Annotated in this window: 14 protein-coding genes; 12 read left to right on the top strand and 2 right to left on the bottom strand. The window is 62.1% G+C overall.

What is annotated here, in order from left to right; genetic code table 11:
- The first annotated feature begins 368 nt into the window (after positions 1–368).
- From RBQ93_RS08745 to RBQ93_RS08735, 3 genes are read left to right on the top strand one after another with little or no spacing between them, the layout of a single operon-like run.
- A complete protein-coding gene (locus tag RBQ93_RS08745; RefSeq protein WP_320371725.1) occupies positions 369–1,184 on the top strand; it encodes an electron transfer flavoprotein subunit beta/FixA family protein in 816 nt (271 codons plus the stop codon).
- Positions 1,181–2,509, top strand: a complete 1,329-nt coding sequence (locus tag RBQ93_RS08740; protein ID WP_320371724.1) for an electron transfer flavoprotein subunit alpha — start codon at positions 1,181–1,183, stop codon at positions 2,507–2,509. The genes RBQ93_RS08745 and RBQ93_RS08740 overlap by 4 nt, the downstream gene beginning before the upstream one ends.
- Complete coding sequence (locus RBQ93_RS08735; RefSeq protein WP_320371723.1) at positions 2,506–4,479, top strand: (Fe-S)-binding protein; 1,974 nt, start codon at positions 2,506–2,508, stop codon at positions 4,477–4,479. Before RBQ93_RS08740 ends, RBQ93_RS08735 begins: the two co-directional genes overlap by 4 nt.
- A 71-nt stretch (positions 4,480–4,550) precedes the next feature.
- Here RBQ93_RS08735 and RBQ93_RS08730 read toward each other — a convergent pair whose 3' ends face one another.
- Positions 4,551–4,913 carry a response regulator gene (locus tag RBQ93_RS08730; protein ID WP_320371722.1) on the bottom strand — a complete coding sequence of 121 codons (363 nt, stop codon included), beginning with the start codon at positions 4,911–4,913 and terminating at the stop codon, positions 4,551–4,553.
- A gap of 147 nt (positions 4,914–5,060) precedes the next feature.
- Positions 5,061–9,368 carry a PAS domain S-box protein gene (locus RBQ93_RS08725; RefSeq protein ID WP_320371721.1) on the bottom strand — a complete coding sequence of 1,436 codons (4,308 nt, stop codon included), beginning with the start codon at positions 9,366–9,368 and terminating at the stop codon, positions 5,061–5,063.
- Positions 9,369–9,632: 264 nt separating this feature from the next.
- On the opposite strand from RBQ93_RS08725, the gene purE reads away from it, so the two are divergent.
- The 9 genes from purE to RBQ93_RS08680 all read left to right on the top strand — a co-directional run bounded on the left by purE (position 9,633) and on the right by RBQ93_RS08680 (position 16,925).
- Positions 9,633–10,130, top strand: coding sequence for a 5-(carboxyamino)imidazole ribonucleotide mutase (gene purE / locus RBQ93_RS08720; RefSeq protein ID WP_320371720.1), 498 nt, complete (start codon positions 9,633–9,635; stop codon positions 10,128–10,130).
- 232 nt (positions 10,131–10,362) lie between these two features.
- On the top strand, positions 10,363–11,214 hold the full coding sequence (htpX, locus tag RBQ93_RS08715) for a zinc metalloprotease HtpX (protein ID WP_320371757.1): 852 nt from the start codon (positions 10,363–10,365) through the stop codon (positions 11,212–11,214).
- A 128-nt stretch (positions 11,215–11,342) separates the two neighbouring features.
- Positions 11,343–12,281 (top strand): TerC family protein, encoded by a 939-nt coding sequence (locus RBQ93_RS08710; protein ID WP_320371719.1) that lies wholly within the window; start codon positions 11,343–11,345, stop codon positions 12,279–12,281.
- 30 nt (positions 12,282–12,311) lie between these two features.
- On the top strand, positions 12,312–12,539 hold the full coding sequence (locus RBQ93_RS08705; protein ID WP_320371718.1) for a hypothetical protein: 228 nt from the start codon (positions 12,312–12,314) through the stop codon (positions 12,537–12,539).
- Positions 12,536–12,982, top strand: coding sequence for a hypothetical protein (locus RBQ93_RS08700; RefSeq protein WP_320371717.1), 447 nt, complete (start codon positions 12,536–12,538; stop codon positions 12,980–12,982). The genes RBQ93_RS08705 and RBQ93_RS08700 overlap by 4 nt, the downstream gene beginning before the upstream one ends.
- Positions 12,983–13,087: 105 nt before the next feature.
- Positions 13,088–14,482, top strand: a complete 1,395-nt coding sequence (locus tag RBQ93_RS08695) for a cytochrome c biogenesis protein ResB (protein ID WP_320371716.1) — start codon at positions 13,088–13,090, stop codon at positions 14,480–14,482.
- Positions 14,479–15,327: a c-type cytochrome biogenesis protein CcsB gene (gene ccsB, locus RBQ93_RS08690; protein WP_320371715.1), complete on the top strand. Its 849-nt coding sequence runs from the start codon at positions 14,479–14,481 to the stop codon at positions 15,325–15,327. Before RBQ93_RS08695 ends, ccsB begins: the two co-directional genes overlap by 4 nt.
- A 3-nt stretch (positions 15,328–15,330) precedes the next feature.
- Positions 15,331–15,768: a DUF2318 domain-containing protein gene (locus tag RBQ93_RS08685; RefSeq protein WP_320371714.1), complete on the top strand. Its 438-nt coding sequence runs from the start codon at positions 15,331–15,333 to the stop codon at positions 15,766–15,768.
- On the top strand, positions 15,765–16,925 hold the full coding sequence (locus RBQ93_RS08680; protein WP_320371713.1) for an ABC transporter permease: 1,161 nt from the start codon (positions 15,765–15,767) through the stop codon (positions 16,923–16,925). The genes RBQ93_RS08685 and RBQ93_RS08680 overlap by 4 nt, the downstream gene beginning before the upstream one ends.
- Positions 16,926–17,055: the final 130 nt, after the last annotated feature.

Genomic DNA, 17,055 nt, shown 5'->3' with positions numbered 1-17,055 from the left:
TGAAAAGGATGGCTACCCCGTCGGGCAGTGCTCGTTCTTACAGCAACTGCTGTGCCAATCCAAGGACAACCGGACCAAAAAATATGCAACTACCTGCAGGCTGCCAAAAACAAAGGCATTAGGCGGTGCAGCTACTGCCTTGCACGTGGGCAGTGCAGCAACAACACACCAAGCCAACGAGTACACAAAAAACACTACCACCAAAAACTGAGTTACTCATTTTAACGAGAATAAAAAGCCACAATCAATACAAACCATAACTAAATGAGCAGCTTGCATCTTGATTACGCTTCACGTATAAGGTTTGTTTTGTAAAGTTTCCGGTTCAAGCCAATAACATGCACACAAAACGTGCAGAGAGGTTTTGCATGCTGATCGTCGCCTGCATCAAACAGGTCCCCGACACCACCCAGGTCAAGATCGACCCGGTCACCAATACCCTGGTGCGGGAAGGGATCCCCTTCATCATGAACCCCTACGACACCCACGCCCTGGAGACGGCCCTACAGCTGAAAGACCGCTTCGGCTGCAAGGTGGCGGTACTTTCCATGGGCCCGCCCAACGCCGAGGCCACCCTGCGCAAGGCGTTAGCGGTGGGAGTCGATCGCGCCATCCTGCTGTCGGACCGCTGCTTTGGCGGTGCCGACACCCTGGCCACCAGCAAGGTGCTGGCAGCGGCCATCAAAAAGCTCAATGACGAAGTGGAGCCGGTGGGACTGGTGCTGTGCGGCAAGCAGACCATCGACGGCGACACCGCCCAGGTGGGTCCCGGCATTGCGGTGCGCCTGGGCTACCAACAGCTGACCCTGGTGGACAAGGTGGAACAACTGGATATCGGCAATCGCTCACTGGTGGTCAGCCGCAAGCTGGAGGGACGGCACGAGCGGGTGCAGGCCCCCCTGCCGGCCCTGCTGACGGTGGTGCGGGAGATCAACCGTCCCCGCTACCCGACGGTACCGATGCGTCTGGCAGCGGTGGATGCCACCGTGGAAACCTGGGATAACCAGGTGCTCACGCTGGACACCCAGACCGTGGGCCTGAAAGGCTCACCCACCTGGGTTTCCAAGATCTTCTCACCGGAACGGGCCAAGGGCGAGATCATCGGCGATGGCTACGCCGACCCGCAAGGTGCTGTTGATCTGTTGCTGGAAAAACTACTTGCCAAGGACCTGCTACCGCTATGAGTGAGACCACGCCTAAACCGAAACGTCCCCGCGGCCGCGCCCAGTTGCTGGCCGGCAAGTGCATCGCCTGCGGCGCTCGCTGCGAGAGTTCCTGCCCGGTCAACTGCATCACCATGAACGAGGCCGGCGAGCCGCTGGTGCAGGCAGACAAGTGTATCGGCTGCCTGAAGTGCGTCAAGGTCTGTCCGGCCCAGGCACTGGAGATGACCTTTACTCCAGAGGAACTGGCGATCCTGGCCGAGCTGGACAAGTCCGGCGCTGCCCCGGTGGAAGAGATTGATGAAGAGGCGGCGGCCCTGGCCAAGCTGCAGGCCCAATACCGCGGCGTCTGGGTCTTCATCGAGCAGGCCGATGGCGAGGCAGCCAAGGTTTCCTGGGAGCTGCTGGGCAAGGGGCGTGAACTGGCCGACAAGCTGGGCGTTGAACTGTGCGCCCTGGTGATCGGACACCAGGTAGAAGCCCTCTGTAACGAGGCCTTTAGCTACGGCGCCAGCAAGGCCTATCTGCTGGACCACCCGTTGTACCGCGACTACCGCACCCAGCCGTACCTGGAGGCCTGCTGCCACCTGATCGAGCAGTACAAGCCGGAGGTGATCCTGATGGGGGCCACCGGCATGGGCCGCGACCTGGCCGGCGCGGTAGCCACCCGGGTTGGTACCGGCCTCACTGCCGACTGCACCGGGCTGGACATCGACGACAAACGCAACCTGATGCAGACCCGGCCCGCCTTTGGCGGCAACATCATGGCCACCATCATGTGCGACAAGTACCGCCCCCAGATGGCCACGGTACGGCCCCATGTGATGCAGATGCCGGAACCGCAGGCCGGCTTTAAAGGCGAGATCATCCGTAGCAACTTCGCCATCCCGGAAGAGAGTGTGCTGGTCAAGGTACTGGAGATCCTCAAAGACAGCGATGCCAGTCACCATATCGACATCGGCGGGGCCGAGTTCATCGTTTCCGGCGGCCGCGGCATGATGGGACCGGAAAACTTCGGCATCCTGAAGGAACTGGCCGACGAGCTGCACGGCGTGGTGGGCGGCTCCCGCAGCGCAGTGGATGCCGGCTGGCTGGGCCACGACCGCCAGGTGGGCCAGACCGGCAAGACGGTCCGCCCCAAGATCTACATCGCCTGCGGCATCTCCGGCGCCATCCAACACCTGGTGGGGATGCAGGACTCGGACCTGATCATCGCCATCAACCGCGACAAGGACGCGCCGATCTTCGAGGTGGCCCACTACGGCATCGTCGGCGACCTGTTCCAGGTGGTGCCGCTGCTGACCCAAAAAATCCGTGAACTGAAAGCGAGGGGCACGAAACAATGACACCGACCCCGACCATCTTTGCCCCGATCCTGATCGCCGCCGTTGCCCTCTTCTGCTACAGCTGCTGGAAGCGACTCTCGCTGACCGCCTTGGGCAGGCCCGATAACCGCCTGGACGACATCGGCCAGCGGATCGGCGACACCCTGCGCTATGCCTTTGCCCAGTTGCGGGTGGTCAGAAAGCCCTACGGCCTGGTGCACCTGGTGATCTTCTGGTGTTTCCTGGTCTTGATGATCGCCAACACTGAGTTTCTGCTGCACGGCCTATTCCCGCAGATCAACTTCTCCAAGCTGCCGGACAGCATCTTTGTGCCGCTGATGCAGATGATCGACGTGGTCTCGCTGATAACCCTGCTGGCGGTGACCGCAGCCGCCATCCGCCGGGCTGTCGCGCCGCCCTACCCGGAGGCCCGCACCTTCGAGGCGTTCTTCATCCTGAGCCTGATCGCCATCCTGATGCTGGCCACCTTCGGCATCAACGCTGCCAAACTCTCCCGCATGCAGGGTTCGGTGCTGGAGCTGGCCAAGGGGATCATGCCGATCTCAAGCTGGTTCCTGCCGCTGATCAAGCCCGAGCAGGCCAAACTGGTACACGACCTCTCCTGGTGGACCCATGCCGGCGCACTGCTGTTGTTCATGAACCTGTTGCCGTTAAGCAAGCACTTCCACATTATCACCGCCATCCCCAACATCTTCCTGCGGCGCCACCAGCAGCCGGTGCTGCCTGAGCGTGAGCAGTTTGTCAAAGACGGCCAATTCGGCCTGGACAACGTCACCGGCTACAGTTGGAAGGAACTCTTGGACGCCTTTTCCTGCACCGAGTGCGGCCGCTGTCAGTTGGCCTGCCCGGCCAGCGCCACCAACAAACCACTCAACCCGCGGCGGGTGATCCACGACCTGAAACTGAACCTGCTGGCCAACGGAGCAGCCCTCAAGAACGGGCAACAACCGGTCATGCCGCTGATCGGCGAGGCCGGCGACGGCAGCATCAGCGAAGAAACGATCTGGTCCTGCACCACCTGCGGCGCCTGCCTGGAGTCCTGCCCGGTGTTCATCGAGCAGATGCCCAAGCTGATCCCGCTGCGGCGGCACCTGGTGGAGATGGAGGCCAAATTCCCGGAAGAGCTGCTCAACCTGTTCGAAAACATGGAAGGCCGCAGCAACCCCTGGGGCATCGCCCCTTCGGAGCGGGGCAAGTGGGCCACCCTGCTGGGGGAACGCAGCTTCGAGCCGGGACAGACCGAGTACCTGTTCTACGTCGGCTGCGCCGGCTCCTTCGATGCCCGGGCCAAGCAGGTGACCTTGGCCCTGGCGCAGCTGTTGGACAAGGCCGGCGTCTCCTGGGGCATCCTGGGCAAAGACGAGAAATGCTGTGGCGATTCGCTGCGGCGACTGGGCAACGAGTTTGTCTTCGACAAGCTGGCCAAGGAAAATGTCGCCCTGTTTAAGGAAAAGGGAATCAAAAAAGTGATCGCGCAGTGCCCCCACTGCCTGACTACCCTCAAGAACGACTACCGTCAGTACGGCATCGAGCTGGAGGTGATCCACCACAGCCAGCTGCTGCTCCACCTGGTGCAGGATGGCCGCCTGAAACTGAACCGCCAGGTGGCCGAGCTGGGCAGGCTGGTCTACCACGATTCCTGCTACCTGGGCCGTCACAACGGCATCTACGACGAACCCAGAGAGGCGCTGGAGCTGGCCACCGGGGTTGCCCCGACCGAGCTGCCACGCAACCGCGAAGACGGCTTCTGCTGCGGGGCCGGCGGCGGCCGGATGTGGATGGAGGAGTTTACCGGCGAGCGGATCAACCTGAACCGGGCCAAGGAGACCTTGGAACAACAGCCGGATACGGTCTGCGTGGCCTGCCCCTACTGCCTGACCATGCTGGATGATGGTCTGAAGGACCTGCAGGCGGACAAGGTACAGGTGAAGGATATTGCCGAGGTGCTTGCCGAAGCGGCACTACGCTAACGGGAAACAAAAAACGCCCGCTTCCGGAGACGATGCCGGAAGCGGGCGCTTTTTGTGCGCTGCGTAACCGCTCAGTTCGCCCGTGCGGCGCGCTCGGCAATACAGTCAAGAATACTGGCCAACAGGTCATTGAACATGATCGGCTTGATAATCACCCGGTCGGCCTCAGGGCAGGCATGGGCCTCATCGTCATAGGCGGTGGTGATGATGATCGGGGTGCCATTGTCCAGCTCCCGCATCTTATGCACCATCTGCATGCCGTTCATAACCGGCATCTCCAGGTCGCTGACCACGATATCGGGATGGTGCATCTGAAACTGCTCCAGACCATCCTGGCCGTCCTTGGCCAGCAGCAATGTCCCCACCTGACGCTTCAGAAAGGCACCCACCGCCATCCTGGCTACATCCTCATCCTCGACATAGAGCAGTGTCATACCCTTTAAATGCTCAGCCGGTGTCATAACTACCTCCAGAAGAAACAGGGATGGCACGTCCAAACCTACCTCGCCCACCACTGTCATTTGGTTCAACTATACCACAGAAAAACAAGGTAACCAGACGCGCAGCACGAATCTGAAGCGTCAGTGTATTGTCGCCCCTTCAGTTGGTGGCCCCAGCAACCGGTTAACCTCGGCCAGCAGCAGGGTCAGGTCGATCGGCTTGGGCACATAGCCATCAAAGCCGGCCTCCAACAGCTGTTCCCGATCACCGGTCAGGGCATGGGCGGTCAGCGCGATAATGGCTGTTGGCGGAGACTGGCGTTGCTGCTCCTCGGCCCGGATGGCCTGGGTGGCTGCCAGACCGTCCATACCGGGCATCTGGACATCCATCAGGATGATATTGAACGGCTGCTGCTGCCAAGCCTCCAGCGCAGCGGCACCGTCCTCCACCGCAACCACCGAGTGCCCCAGCCGTTCCAGCAGCCGTGTGGCGAAAACACGGCTGACAACCTGGTCTTCTGCCAACAGGATCTGCAACGGCTCTCCGCTCCAGCCGGCTGCGCTGGCTGACGGCTGAGACAGCGCCGGCTGCTGATCGCTGTCAAGCTGTAGCGGCAGCAGCACCTGGAAGCAACTGCCAAGGCCGGGGGTGCTCTCCACCGTAATGCTGCCCCCCATCAGTTCGGTCAGACGGCGACAGATGGCCAACCCCAGGCCGGTGCCGCCGTAGCGCCGGGCTATGGAGCTGTCGCCCTGGCTGAAGGGGCTGAACAGCCGCGCCAGGGTCTCGTCGCTCATGCCGATGCCGGTGTCGCTCACCCGGCACGACAGCCAGAAGGTCTCGCCCTCCTGGCGATCAGGGGCGATGGTGAGGGTGACACTCCCCTGATCAGTGAACTTGACCGCATTACCCACCAGGTTATGCAGGATCTGCTTAACCCGCTGCGGCACTCCCCGCAACTGACAGGGCAGCTCCGGGTCCAGTTCGAGATAGAGACTGATCCCCTTGCGCCGGGCCACCGGTTCATGCACCCGCACCACCTCGGCGGCGATCTGGGCCGGTTGAAAGGGGTCCTGCTCCAGTTGGATCCGTCCTGCCTCAATCCTGGTCAGGTCCAGCAGATCGTTGATGATTACCAGCAGGCTCTGTGACGATGAGTCCAGGTTGTACAGGTACTCCCGCTGCTCCTCGGAGAGCGGTGTCAGGTGCAGCAACTGGCTCATGCCCATGATGCCGGTCAGCGGTGTGCGCACCTCGTGACTGATGTTGGCCAGAAACTGATTCTTGGCCCGGGTGGTGGCCTCGGCCGCCTCCTTGGCCTGCACCAGAACCTCTTCGGCCTGACGACGCAGCGAGATGTCGCGGGCAAAACCGCACAGATAGGTCTGGCCACCATAGCTGAGCAGGTTGACCACCATCTCCACCGGAAAGGTCGAACCATCCTTGCGGCGGTGGCGGCTCTCGAAGGTCATCACCTGTTCCCGCCGCAGGGCCTGGACAAAACCGTCAAAATTGCTGGCGTCATGGTTACAGTCGATATCCATCACCGCCATCGCATGCAGTTCTGCACTGCTGTAGCCCAGGGCGCGACAGGCCGCATCGTTGACGTAGATGAAGCGACCCTGCTCATCAGACCAGAAGATGGCGTCAGAGGTCATGTCCAGCACCCGTCGCGCCATATCCAGCGCCTGTTCGGTGGCCTGGCGCTCAGTGATATCGTTGATCATAGCCAGGAACAGCTGTTCTCCGTCACGCTCTACCAGCTGCAGCTGGATCTCAACCGGATAGCAACTGCCATCGGCCCGCTGATGGGTGGTCTGAAAGACCAGCTGCCCCTGCATGCCGGACAAAAGCGGCGAAACCGTGGCCCGGAAGGTCTGTTCGTCCAGAGCAGGCTTGATGTCCACCGGCGTCATCGAACGCATCTGCTCCATGCTGTAGCCCAGATTACGCAGGGCCGACGGGCTGGCATAGACAAACTGCAGGGTATCGCAGGTAAAGACATAGATCTCGTGCAGGCTGGCCTCAAGCATCTGCTGCAGGCGCATCCGCTCCGCCTCGCCCCGTTTCTGCTCACTGAGGTCGGTGACAAAGGCGAAACCATAGGCGAACTGTCCGTCCTCAGTACGATGGGTGGTGGCGTGAAACACCACCGGCACCGGATGGCCGTCCTTGTGGCGCAGCGTGATCTCGTAGTTACGGTGGGGCACGAGCTCAATCCGGGCCATCTGGATCTTGAAGATGGCTTGATTCGCCTCATCGGCAAACTCCAGCGGCGAACGACCCAGCATCTCATCGCGGCTGTAGCCCAGCATGGCGCAGAGCGCTGGATTGACATCCTGCGTATGCCGATCAGCCCCAATCTGCCAGAAACCCTGGCCGGCATTTTCGATATAGGCCCGCACCCGTGCTTCATTGTCGGCCAGCGCCCTGGTCCGCTCCTCAACCTTGCGTTCCAGTTCGGCATTGATCTGCTCAATCGAGCGCTGGGCCAGCTTGATGGTCGAGATATCGGTGAAGGTCAGCACCACACCGTCCACGGTTCCGCGCTCGGTGCGGAACGGCAAAATCCGCTTCAGCACCCACTCGTCCGGACCAACCTGGATCTCTTTTTCCAGCTTGCTGCCATTTTGCAGCACATCCTGCAGGTGCTGCAGGAATTCAGACTGGAGGGTCAGGGTGTAGGCGATATGGTCAATCGGTCGACCGATATCCTGAGGCAACAGCTTGAGGAAACTGATGATGGCCGGGCTGAACTTGCGTACCCGCAGTTCGGCATCCAGAAAAACGGTGCCCACCTCGGTGCTGGCCAACAGGTTGTCGTGATCCCGGTTCAGCTGGGCCAGCTGGGTGTTGCGGGCCTCCAGCTCGGCATTAACGGCGTAGATATCCTCGTTAACCGACTTAAGCTCTTCATTGGTGCTCTGCAGCTCCTCGTTGGAGGAGACCAGCTCTTCATTGGCCAGGTCCAGTTTTTCGTTGCTGGCCTGTAACTCTTCGATGGTCAGCTGCAGGCTGTGGCGGGTAAACTGCAGCTCCTCCTCCAGGTCGTTGACCCGCTGCGACAGCAGGGGGTCACAACTGCCGAAGGTCGTCTCCACCACCTCTGCCGGGCCCGGCTGCAGTTCGGAAGGCTGAAAGGAGACCAGGTAGTGGGGACGCGTGGCCGGATCATGCTTGATACAGCTGACAGACAGATCCACCTGCTGCAGCGTGTTGTGAAGGCTATACCGCTGCCGCTCCATGCGGATATCGGACTGGGTGCTGGCGGCCCGATGCAGGGCGGTGGTCAGCGCCGGCCGCAACTCTTCGTGCACCAGCCGCAGCATATCACCTTCGGCCCGCCCCTCCGGGGTCCGCAGGTACGGCGACAGATCGCCGAAGAAGTGCAGAATCTGATGCTGCTCGTTGACCAGGAACCCGGGCGGCATGTAGCGCCGCAGCAGCTGGTCGTAGTCATGCACCAGCTGACGATCAAGGGTAATGGCGTGGCGCAGGCTCTGCTGCAAGGCGCTCCCCAACAGCGGCCGCGCCACCCAGGGCACCGTCGACGCAGCACCGGCGTAACGCTGCTGGGGGTGAGGAATCTTGCGGTACAGCTTGCAGCTGGTATCCAGCGGACTGAAGGAACTCTCCAGCGCGGCCACCCCTTCGCTGGGCCCCAGAAACAGGATGCCATCGGGATTGAGAGAGAAATAAAGGGCCGACAGGGCACGAATCTGGGCTGTGGGTTTAAGGTAGATCAGCAGATTGCGGCATACGGCCAGGTCGATCCGCGTAAAGGGAGGGTCGGCCAGCAGGTTATGGTGGGCAAACACCACGCTGCGCCGCAGCGCCGGTTCGACCCGACACCGGTCGTCGGCCTCGCAACGCAGAAACCGGCCACGGTACGGTTCCGGCACCCCCTCCAGCAGGTCACGGGAGTAGATGCCGGTGGAGGCGGTGGTCAGGGCCCCCTTGTGCACATCGGTGGCAAAGACCTTGATCTCGCCCCTGAATCCGACGGCTTCGGCCGCCAGATGGGCCAGCATGGCCAGTGAATAGGCCTCTTCGCCACTGGCGCAGCCGGCGGACCAGATCCTTAAGCCCTCGACGGCCGGGCGGTCGCGCAGCAGGTCACGCAGCAGCTCTTCGAGGCGCTGGAACATGACCGGATCGCGAAAAAACTCGGTCACCCCGATCAGCAGGTCATGGCCCAATGCCTCCAGCTCGTCCGGGTCCGCAGACAGGCGCGTGGCGTAGTCAGCCAACGACGTCTCCTGACAAAACTCCATCCGCCGCAGGATACGTCGCCCGACGGTGCCTATCTTATAGGCGGCAAAGTCAATCCCCAGGCCGTTGCGCAACAGGTCGATAATCGGCAACAGCTCCTGCTGGTCGACCTGTTCGTCAGCCGACTCGTCCTGCTGCGCCTCTGCCCCCAACAGCTGCTCCTCTGCCTGTTTCACCGCGTCATCCACACTGTGTATCCCCCAACGAAATGGTTCAGAACGGCCATGACAGCAGCCCCTTGCCGACGGCTACCTGATCACAGGTAGGCCCTCGAAACAGATTGAAAGCACACGCAGTGTAACATACTCAAAATCAACTGCAAGGCCGCTGCTAATCAAATTCGACCAGCTCGTGCTGCGCGAAAAGCTGTTGACAGCCAATGCCCTTTCGGCTAGGAATCCCAGCAGCTTACACACAGCACACAAGGAGCGCGACACACCATGAACAAACCGCTGGTTGGCATTCTGATGGGCAGCGAAAGCGATCTGCCGGTAATGGAAAAAGGGGCCCAGGTACTGAGCGAGTTGGGCATCCCCTGGGAGATGGATATCAGTTCGGCGCACCGCCTGCCTGAAAAGACCGCCGAGTATGCCCGCACCGCCCGGGAGCGGGGCATTGAGGTACTGATCTGCGGTGCCGGCATGGCCGCCCACCTGGCCGGTGTGGTGGCTTCCCACACCACCCTGCCGGTGATCGGCGTGCCGCTCAAATCCGGTGCGCTGAACGGCGTGGACGCACTCTACTCCACCGTACAGATGCCCCCCGGCATTCCGGTGGCCACTGTGGCGGTGGATGGCGGCAAAAACGCCGCCTACCTGGCCTGCTCGATCCTCTCCATCAAGCGCCCCGAACTGGCCGAAAGGCTGGAGCAGTTCCGGGAACAGACCCGGCAGGCGCTGCTGGCCACATCACGCGAACTGAAGGCCCGGCAGGGGTAACAAAAAATTGTTGACAGCCGAAACCGGTTTCGGCTAGCGTAATCTGACTAAAGGGGAGTAGCTACCAGCCGGAGACATGGCTGGCCCTTGACCCGTCAATACGGCCTTCAGGCCCGGGCAAGGGACGATTCGATCGACAGCAAGACCTTTACCCAGCGCAGTAGTACTGCGCCACGGGTAAAGGTCTTTTTTCGTATCCTACACAGACACCACAGGAGGTATTGCCACCATGATGAACCACGTGAAGACCACGCTGCTGCTCTCACTGCTCACCGTACTGCTGGTGTTCATGGGCGGCGCCATCGGCGGTAAGGGCGGCATGCTGATCGCCTTTGTGATGGCAGCCGTGATGAACTTCGGCTCCTATTGGTTCTCGGACAAAATCGTGCTTCGGATGTACGGAGCCCAGGAGATCACCCGCAACGAGAACCCGGCCTTTTACGGCATGGTGGAGCGCCTGGCCCAGCGGGCCGGGCTGCCGATGCCCAAGGTCTATATCATCCCGGACCAGTCGCCCAACGCCTTCGCCACCGGCCGTAACCCGCAGCATGCCGCCGTTGCCGCCACCGAAGGGATCATGCGGATCCTGACACCGGAAGAACTGGAGGGGGTGATGGCCCACGAACTGGGCCACGTCAAGAACCGCGACATCCTGATCTCCACCATTGCGGCCACCTTTGCCGGCGCCATCTCCATGATCGGCAGCATGCTGCAGTGGGGCGCCATGCTGGGGGCCGGCCGGGGTGATGATGAAGAGGGGAGCGGCATCGGCGGCCTGGTGGGCTCGCTGGCCATGGCTATCCTGGCCCCGCTGGCGGCCATGCTGATCCAGATGGCAGTTTCCCGTTCCCGCGAGTACCTGGCCGACGCCACCGGCGCCCATATCTGCGGCAGACCTCAAGCCCTGGCCAATGCGCTGGCCAAGCTGCAGAACGGGTCGCGCATGCTGCCGATGCAGGAGGCCCGGCCGGCCACAGCCCATATGTTTATCGTCAACCCGCTGACTGGCGGCAGCCTGCTGTCGCTCTTCTCCACCCATCCGCCGATGGAAGAACGGATCGCCCGGCTGCAGGCCATGCGCTAGCCGCAACCTGACCGTTACCCGAGACCCAAAGGAGTACGCTTGATGGCAACGTTGCGTTTGCTGCAGCAAAAAATGAAGTCGTTTAAGGCCGAACACGGCTCACAGCACGCCCCCACGGTGAAGCTCTGATGACCGCCACACATGGTCTCTGGGTGGCCTTTGGCCTGTTGATGCTGGTGATGCTGGTGGTGGACCTGGGGTTGAACCGCAAGAGCCACGTGGTCAGCTTCAAGGAGGCCGCCGGCTGGAGCACGCTCTGGGTGACCCTGGCGCTGCTGTTTGGGCTGGGGATCTGGTGGACCATGGGCTCCCAGAAGGCGCTGGAGTTCATGACCGGTTACCTGATCGAGCAGTCGCTCTCCGTGGACAACCTGTTCGTGTTCATCATGATCTTCACCGTCTTCGGCGTACGGGGTGAACTGCAGGCCCGGGTGCTGAAGTGGGGCATCCTGGGGGCGGTGGTGATGCGGTTGGTATTCATCTTCCTTGGAACTGCACTGTTTAAGGAATTCCAGTGGCTGTTCTACGTCTTCGGCGTCATCCTGCTCTACACCGCCTGGAAGATGGCCTTTGGCGGTGACGAGGAGATGGAGCCGGACAAAAATCCGCTGGTGCGGCTGACCCGCCGCATCATACCGATGACCAAGCGAATTCGGGGTGACTGGTTCTTCACCCGTCGCCTGGGGATGCTGGTGGCCAGCCCTCTGTTCATGGTGCTGCTGGTGATCGAGAGCAGCGACCTGGTCTTTGCCATGGATTCGATCCCGGCCATCTTCGCCATCACCCTGGATCCGTTCATCGTGATCACCTCCAACCTGTTCGCCATCATGGGCCTTCGTTCGTTGTTCTTCCTGCTATCAAACCTGATGGGGATGTTTGCCTGGCTGAAATACGGCATCTCCCTGATCCTGGCCTTTGTGGGGACCAAGATGATTCTGATGATGCAGGGGGTCCATATTCCGATCGCCCTGTCGCTGGCCGTGATCGCCACCACCCTGACCGCCTCGGTGGTGCTGTCGCTCCTGTTCAGCAAACCCAAGGATGACGAAGTCCTGGAGACCATTTAAACAAAAACCATGAAAGGACAGCGCAGCCCCATGCCGAACAAAGACAAAACCAAGAGCGCGCAGCACCTGCGCAACATCATCTCGTTCCGGGTCAGCGACCAGGAACTGGACCTGCTGGAGCAGCTGCGGGGCGACCGTAGCACCAAGCTGTCCACCGTGCTGCGCCAACTGCTCAAGCTGGTGATCGACAACCAGCCGGCGCCAAGCCGACGTCGTACCCACAGTGCCGAGCGTAGCCTGAAGAGCGTGACCGCATGACACGCCGCTGGCTATTGCTGGCCCTGGCGGCCACAGCTGATAAAGGCCGGTTGACAACCGCCAAACCAATTGTGTATCGTTTCAGTATGCAATCTCGTCATCAGATCAACTGGCTGGGCAGCACCCTGGTGCTGCTGGCCCTGCTGAGCGTCCTGCTGGCGCCGGTTGCCGCAGTCTGCCACACTGGCCAGGCCACGGCGCCGGCGGCCATGGCAGACCAGCAGCCTGGCGGCTGCGACGACTGCGATGATCACCAGAGCCAGCCTGATGACGATGGTTGCTGCAGTTCTTCGGCCTGCTCATGTGCCTGCCACGCACCACTTACGTCAACGGTGATGTTTCCCCCCACACCGCTGTCCAGCTTCGAACCGTTCAGAGAGGTCACCCACCGCCTGCCGGTCGTGTACCTGACCATCTTCGTCCCTCCCCAAAACCGCCCCTGACACCGGCATAGTGTTGGGGAACGCCATCGTTCCCGCGCCTGTCCGCCGCAACGGACCTGTCTGCCGGCTGCGCCTTTCCTGCGCAGCGTCAAGGAGCGTCATACCATGTCTGAACCGCAACGCGACATCCCCACCAGGATCTGGGATGCCCTGGCCTCTCTACGCCTGACCATGTTTCTGCTGATCGCCTTGGCCCTGGTGTCGATCATCGGCACCGTCATCCCCCAAGGGGCCCTGGACCCGCAGTACATCGCCGCCATCGGCGGCGAGCAGGGCAACCGCTTCAAGCTCTACTCGCTGTTGGGCTTTTTCAACATGTACCATTCCTGGTGGTTCCTGGGCCTCTTGGGGCTCTTGTCGGCCAACCTGCTGGCCTGCTCGCTGAAACGGCTGCCCCAGGTCTGGCGGATCGCCTTCCGGCCCGAGCCGCTGCTGACCGCCGGGGTAGAGCGCAGCGCCACCTGCTGCCAGACCCTGCCGCTCGGCAGCACCACCGATCCTGACCGTCTGGCCGGGTTGCTGGCAACAAAGCTGGGCCGGCCGGTCATCAACCAACAGGACGGCCAGACCCACCTGTTTGCCCAGCGTCGTCCCTGGGCCCGGCTGGCGGCCTACCTGGTGCACTTCAGCATCATCCTGATCTTTATCGGCGCCATCATCGGCAACCTGTTCGGCTTCAAGGGCTTCGTGGCCATCCCGGAAGGCGAGACCGTCACCAGCTTTACCGACCGCCAGGGCAACGTGCGGCCGCTGGGCTTTGAGCTGCGCTGCGACCAGTTCACGGTCAGCTACTATCCGGCCCAGGGCGGCCACAACCCGATGCCCAAGGAGTTCAAGAGCATCCTGACCCTGACCGAGAACGGCCGGGAGGTCCCCGGCTACAAGCATGCCCGCTTGATCGTCAACGAGCCGCTGACCTACCGGGGGATCACCTTCTACCAGTCCAGCTACGGCACCACCGGCTCTCACCAGCTCCGGATCGGTGAAGGCCCTCAGGGGCAGACCCTGCAGCTGGCCAGCGACGGCACCGCCCACCTGCCGGACGGCAGCAGCATGCATGTGGTGGAGGCGGTGCAGGACGTGTCCCCTTTCCTGGCCGGCAAGACCGGCCCGGCGGCCCGCATCGACATCCATCCGGCCAGCGGTGGCGCGCCCCTTGACCTGATTGTCTTCGCCAACCACCCGGACGACAACCGGGCCGAAGCGGCCCGCCTGGGACTACCGGTCATCAGCTACCTGGGGGGCACTGAACGTTTCTACACCGGCCTGCAGGTCAACAAGGACCCCGGCGTCTGGGTGGTTTGGGCCGGCTGCCTGCTGCTGTGCGTCGCCCTGTATGTCGCCTTCTTCATGCCGCACCAGCGTGTCTGGATGCGGATTGACAACCACCAGCTGACCATTGCCGGCCACACCACCCGCGGCCACGAGCAATTCCGACAGTGGTTCAACGCCCTGATCGCCGATCTTCAACCTACCGATACGCAGGAGGACAACCAATGACCAGCGGATCACTGTTCAACATCACCACCATCTTCTACATGGCCTCCACCCTGGCCTTTTTCGGCTACCTGGCCGGCCGCAACCAGAAGGTCGGCCTGTCCGGCTCAGCCCTGGCCTGGATCGGCTTCGCGGTTCATACTGTTGCCACCGGCCTGCGCTGGAAGGAATCCTACGACCTGGGCATGGGCCACGCCCCGCTCTCCAACCTCTACGAATCGGTGGTCTTTTTTGCCTGGAGCATCGTGCTGGTCTTCGGCATCATCGACGCCAAATACAAATACCGGGTGATCGGCGCCTTTGTGATGCCCTTTGCCCTGCTGGCCATGACCTGGGGGCAGCTCTACCTGCCCAGTGACATCAACCCGCTGATGCCTGCCCTACAGAGCAACTGGCTGACCTACCACGTACTGACCTGCTTCCTGGGCTACGCCGCCTTTGCCGTGGCCTGCGGGGTCTCGATCATGTACCTGATCAAGGCCAAGAGCGAAGAGAAGGCGACTGATGCCGCCGGCGGCCTGCTGTCCGTCTTCCCGCCCACCAAGGTGCTGGATGACCTGAACTACAAGGCGATCATGGTCGGCTTTCCGCTCCTCACCCTGGGGATCATCACCGGCGCGGCCTGGGCCAACTACGCCTGGGGCACCTACTGGAGCTGGGACCCCAAAGAGACCTGGTCCCTGATCGTCTGGTTCGTCTACGCCGCCTTTCTGCATGCCCGCTTCACCAAGGGCTGGGTGGGCCGCCGGGCGGCCTGGCTGTCGATCATCGGCTTTGCCGCTACCATCTTCTGTTACCTGGGGGTGAATCTGTTCTTGTCAGGTTTACACAGTTACGGAGGGCTGTAAGCCATGCAACGACTGCTCATACTGCTACTATTCGCTTCGCTGACGCTGATGGCAGGCTGCACAAACGGCTCCCACAAGCAGCTGGAGCCCCAGGGCAGCGCGGTACAGATCCCGCTGGCCGAGCTGCAGCCGATGCAGGCCGGCTTCTACAAGGTCAACCTGCCTAACGGCGAGGTGCGCTTCTTCGCCGTCAAAGGCAACGACGGCCGTGTGCGCACCGCCCTGGATGCCTGCGACGTCTGCTACAAAGAGCGCAAGGGCTATCAGCAGCAGGGCGACGTGATGCTCTGCCGCAACTGCAACCTGATCTTCCCGATCGACCGGATCGGTCCTTCCTCGGTGGGCGGCTGCAACCCCCACTTCCTGCCGTCTCGGATCGAGGGTGACCGCTTGGTGATCGACGTGGAGCAGTTGCAGAACGGAACACGGTACTTCCCATGAAACCTTACCATATTGCACTGAAGAACCTGCTGCGCCGGCCAGCCCGGATGTTCTTCCTGACCGTGGCCCTGGCCGTGGGATTGGCTGCGGTGGTGGCACTGGTAACCCTGGCCAACTCCATGACCGCCGACATCGAACACACCATGGACCAGTTCGGCGCCAACATCCTGATCACCCCCAAGAGTAACGACCTGGCCCTCTCCTATGGCGGCATCAGCCTGGGCAGAGTCGCCTTCGACCAGCGTGAGTTGGACCCCTCGGTGCTGGAGCGGATCCGCACCATCAAAAACCGGCAGAACATCGCCGTGGTGGCCCCCAAGGTGCTGGGGACGGTGACGCTCAAGGGACGTGAGCTGCTGCTGGTGGGGGTGGACTTTACCGCGGAACTACGGCTGAAGCCCTGGTGGCGCTTAAACGGCACTGAGCCCGTCGGTGAACAGGACGCCCTGCTGGGTAACGCTGCCGCCCTGGCCCTGGGGGTCAAGCCTGGCGAGCAGCTACAGGTCGGCAACCGGACCTTTACCATAACCGCCACCCTGCAGGAGACCGGTTCCCAGGACGACGGCCTGCTGTTCGTGCCGTTGGCCGCTGCCCAGGCCATCACCGGCAAGCAGGGCCAGATCACCCTGATCGAGGTGGCGGCGCTCTGCACCGGCTGCCCGATCGGCGAGATGGTGGAACAGATCAGCGGCGTGCTGCCGGACGCCAAGGTCAGCGCCATCAAGCAGGTGGTGGAGGGCAGACTGCAGACCATCGGCCAGCTGAAGCGTTTCTCGCTGGGCATGGGTGGCGTAATCGCCCTGATCTCCCTGGCGCTGGTCTTTGTGACCATGATGGGCAGCGTCAACGAACGGAAGGTGGAGATCGGCATCTTCCGGGCCATCGGCTACCGCACCGGCCATGTGATGGGGATTATCCTGCTGGAGGCTGGCCTGGTAGGGCTGGCGGCCGGCTTGATCGGCTACGGCCTGGGTATCGGCACGGCCGCCGTGACGCTACCGCTTATGGCCAGCTCCGACCACCCGCACCTGCTGGTGCAGTGGCAGGTGGCCCTGCCGGCGGTACTGTCGGTGGCGCTGGTCAGCCTGCTGGCGGCCTGGTATCCGGCACGCAGGGCGGGGAAGATGGACCCGGCCGATGCGCTCCGCAGCCTGTAGCAACCTGATTGATCAGCGATGGCGCAAGGCGCCTCGAGTGAATGGGAGCGCTTCGTTGCTACGCTTGGCGACATGCAGTGCAAGCGTCGCTGCTGTTTGAGCCCGCAGGGCGAGTTCAGCGACGATAACG

Origin of the sequence: Trichlorobacter sp. (assembly GCF_034008105.1) — a bacterium.
GTDB lineage: Bacteria > Desulfobacterota > Desulfuromonadia > Geobacterales > Pseudopelobacteraceae > Trichlorobacter.
The sequence above is the reverse complement of the archived record's forward strand: the minus strand, read 5'-3'. Positions and strand labels throughout refer to the sequence as shown.

Bases quoted from the DNA above. Each gene is read 5' to 3' on its own strand.
- RBQ93_RS08740 (WP_320371724.1), top strand. From the start codon at position 1,181: ATGAGTGAGACCACGCCTAAACCGAAACGTCCCCGCGGCCGCGCCCAG.
- purE (WP_320371720.1), top strand. From the start codon at position 9,633: ATGAACAAACCGCTGGTTGGCATTCTGATGGGCAGCGAAAGCGATCTG.
- RBQ93_RS08710 (WP_320371719.1), top strand. From the start codon at position 11,343: ATGACCGCCACACATGGTCTCTGGGTGGCCTTTGGCCTGTTGATGCTG.
- RBQ93_RS08745 (WP_320371725.1), top strand. From the start codon at position 369: ATGCTGATCGTCGCCTGCATCAAACAGGTCCCCGACACCACCCAGGTC.
- RBQ93_RS08705 (WP_320371718.1), top strand. From the start codon at position 12,312: ATGCCGAACAAAGACAAAACCAAGAGCGCGCAGCACCTGCGCAACATC.
- RBQ93_RS08695 (WP_320371716.1), top strand. From the start codon at position 13,088: ATGTCTGAACCGCAACGCGACATCCCCACCAGGATCTGGGATGCCCTG.
- RBQ93_RS08680 (WP_320371713.1), top strand. From the start codon at position 15,765: ATGAAACCTTACCATATTGCACTGAAGAACCTGCTGCGCCGGCCAGCC.
- RBQ93_RS08735 (WP_320371723.1), top strand. From the start codon at position 2,506: ATGACACCGACCCCGACCATCTTTGCCCCGATCCTGATCGCCGCCGTT.
- htpX (WP_320371757.1), top strand. From the start codon at position 10,363: ATGAACCACGTGAAGACCACGCTGCTGCTCTCACTGCTCACCGTACTG.
- RBQ93_RS08700 (WP_320371717.1), top strand. From the start codon at position 12,536: ATGACACGCCGCTGGCTATTGCTGGCCCTGGCGGCCACAGCTGATAAA.
- RBQ93_RS08685 (WP_320371714.1), top strand. From the start codon at position 15,331: ATGCAACGACTGCTCATACTGCTACTATTCGCTTCGCTGACGCTGATG.
- ccsB (WP_320371715.1), top strand. From the start codon at position 14,479: ATGACCAGCGGATCACTGTTCAACATCACCACCATCTTCTACATGGCC.
- RBQ93_RS08730 (WP_320371722.1), bottom strand. From the start codon at position 4,913: ATGACACTGCTCTATGTCGAGGATGAGGATGTAGCCAGGATGGCGGTG.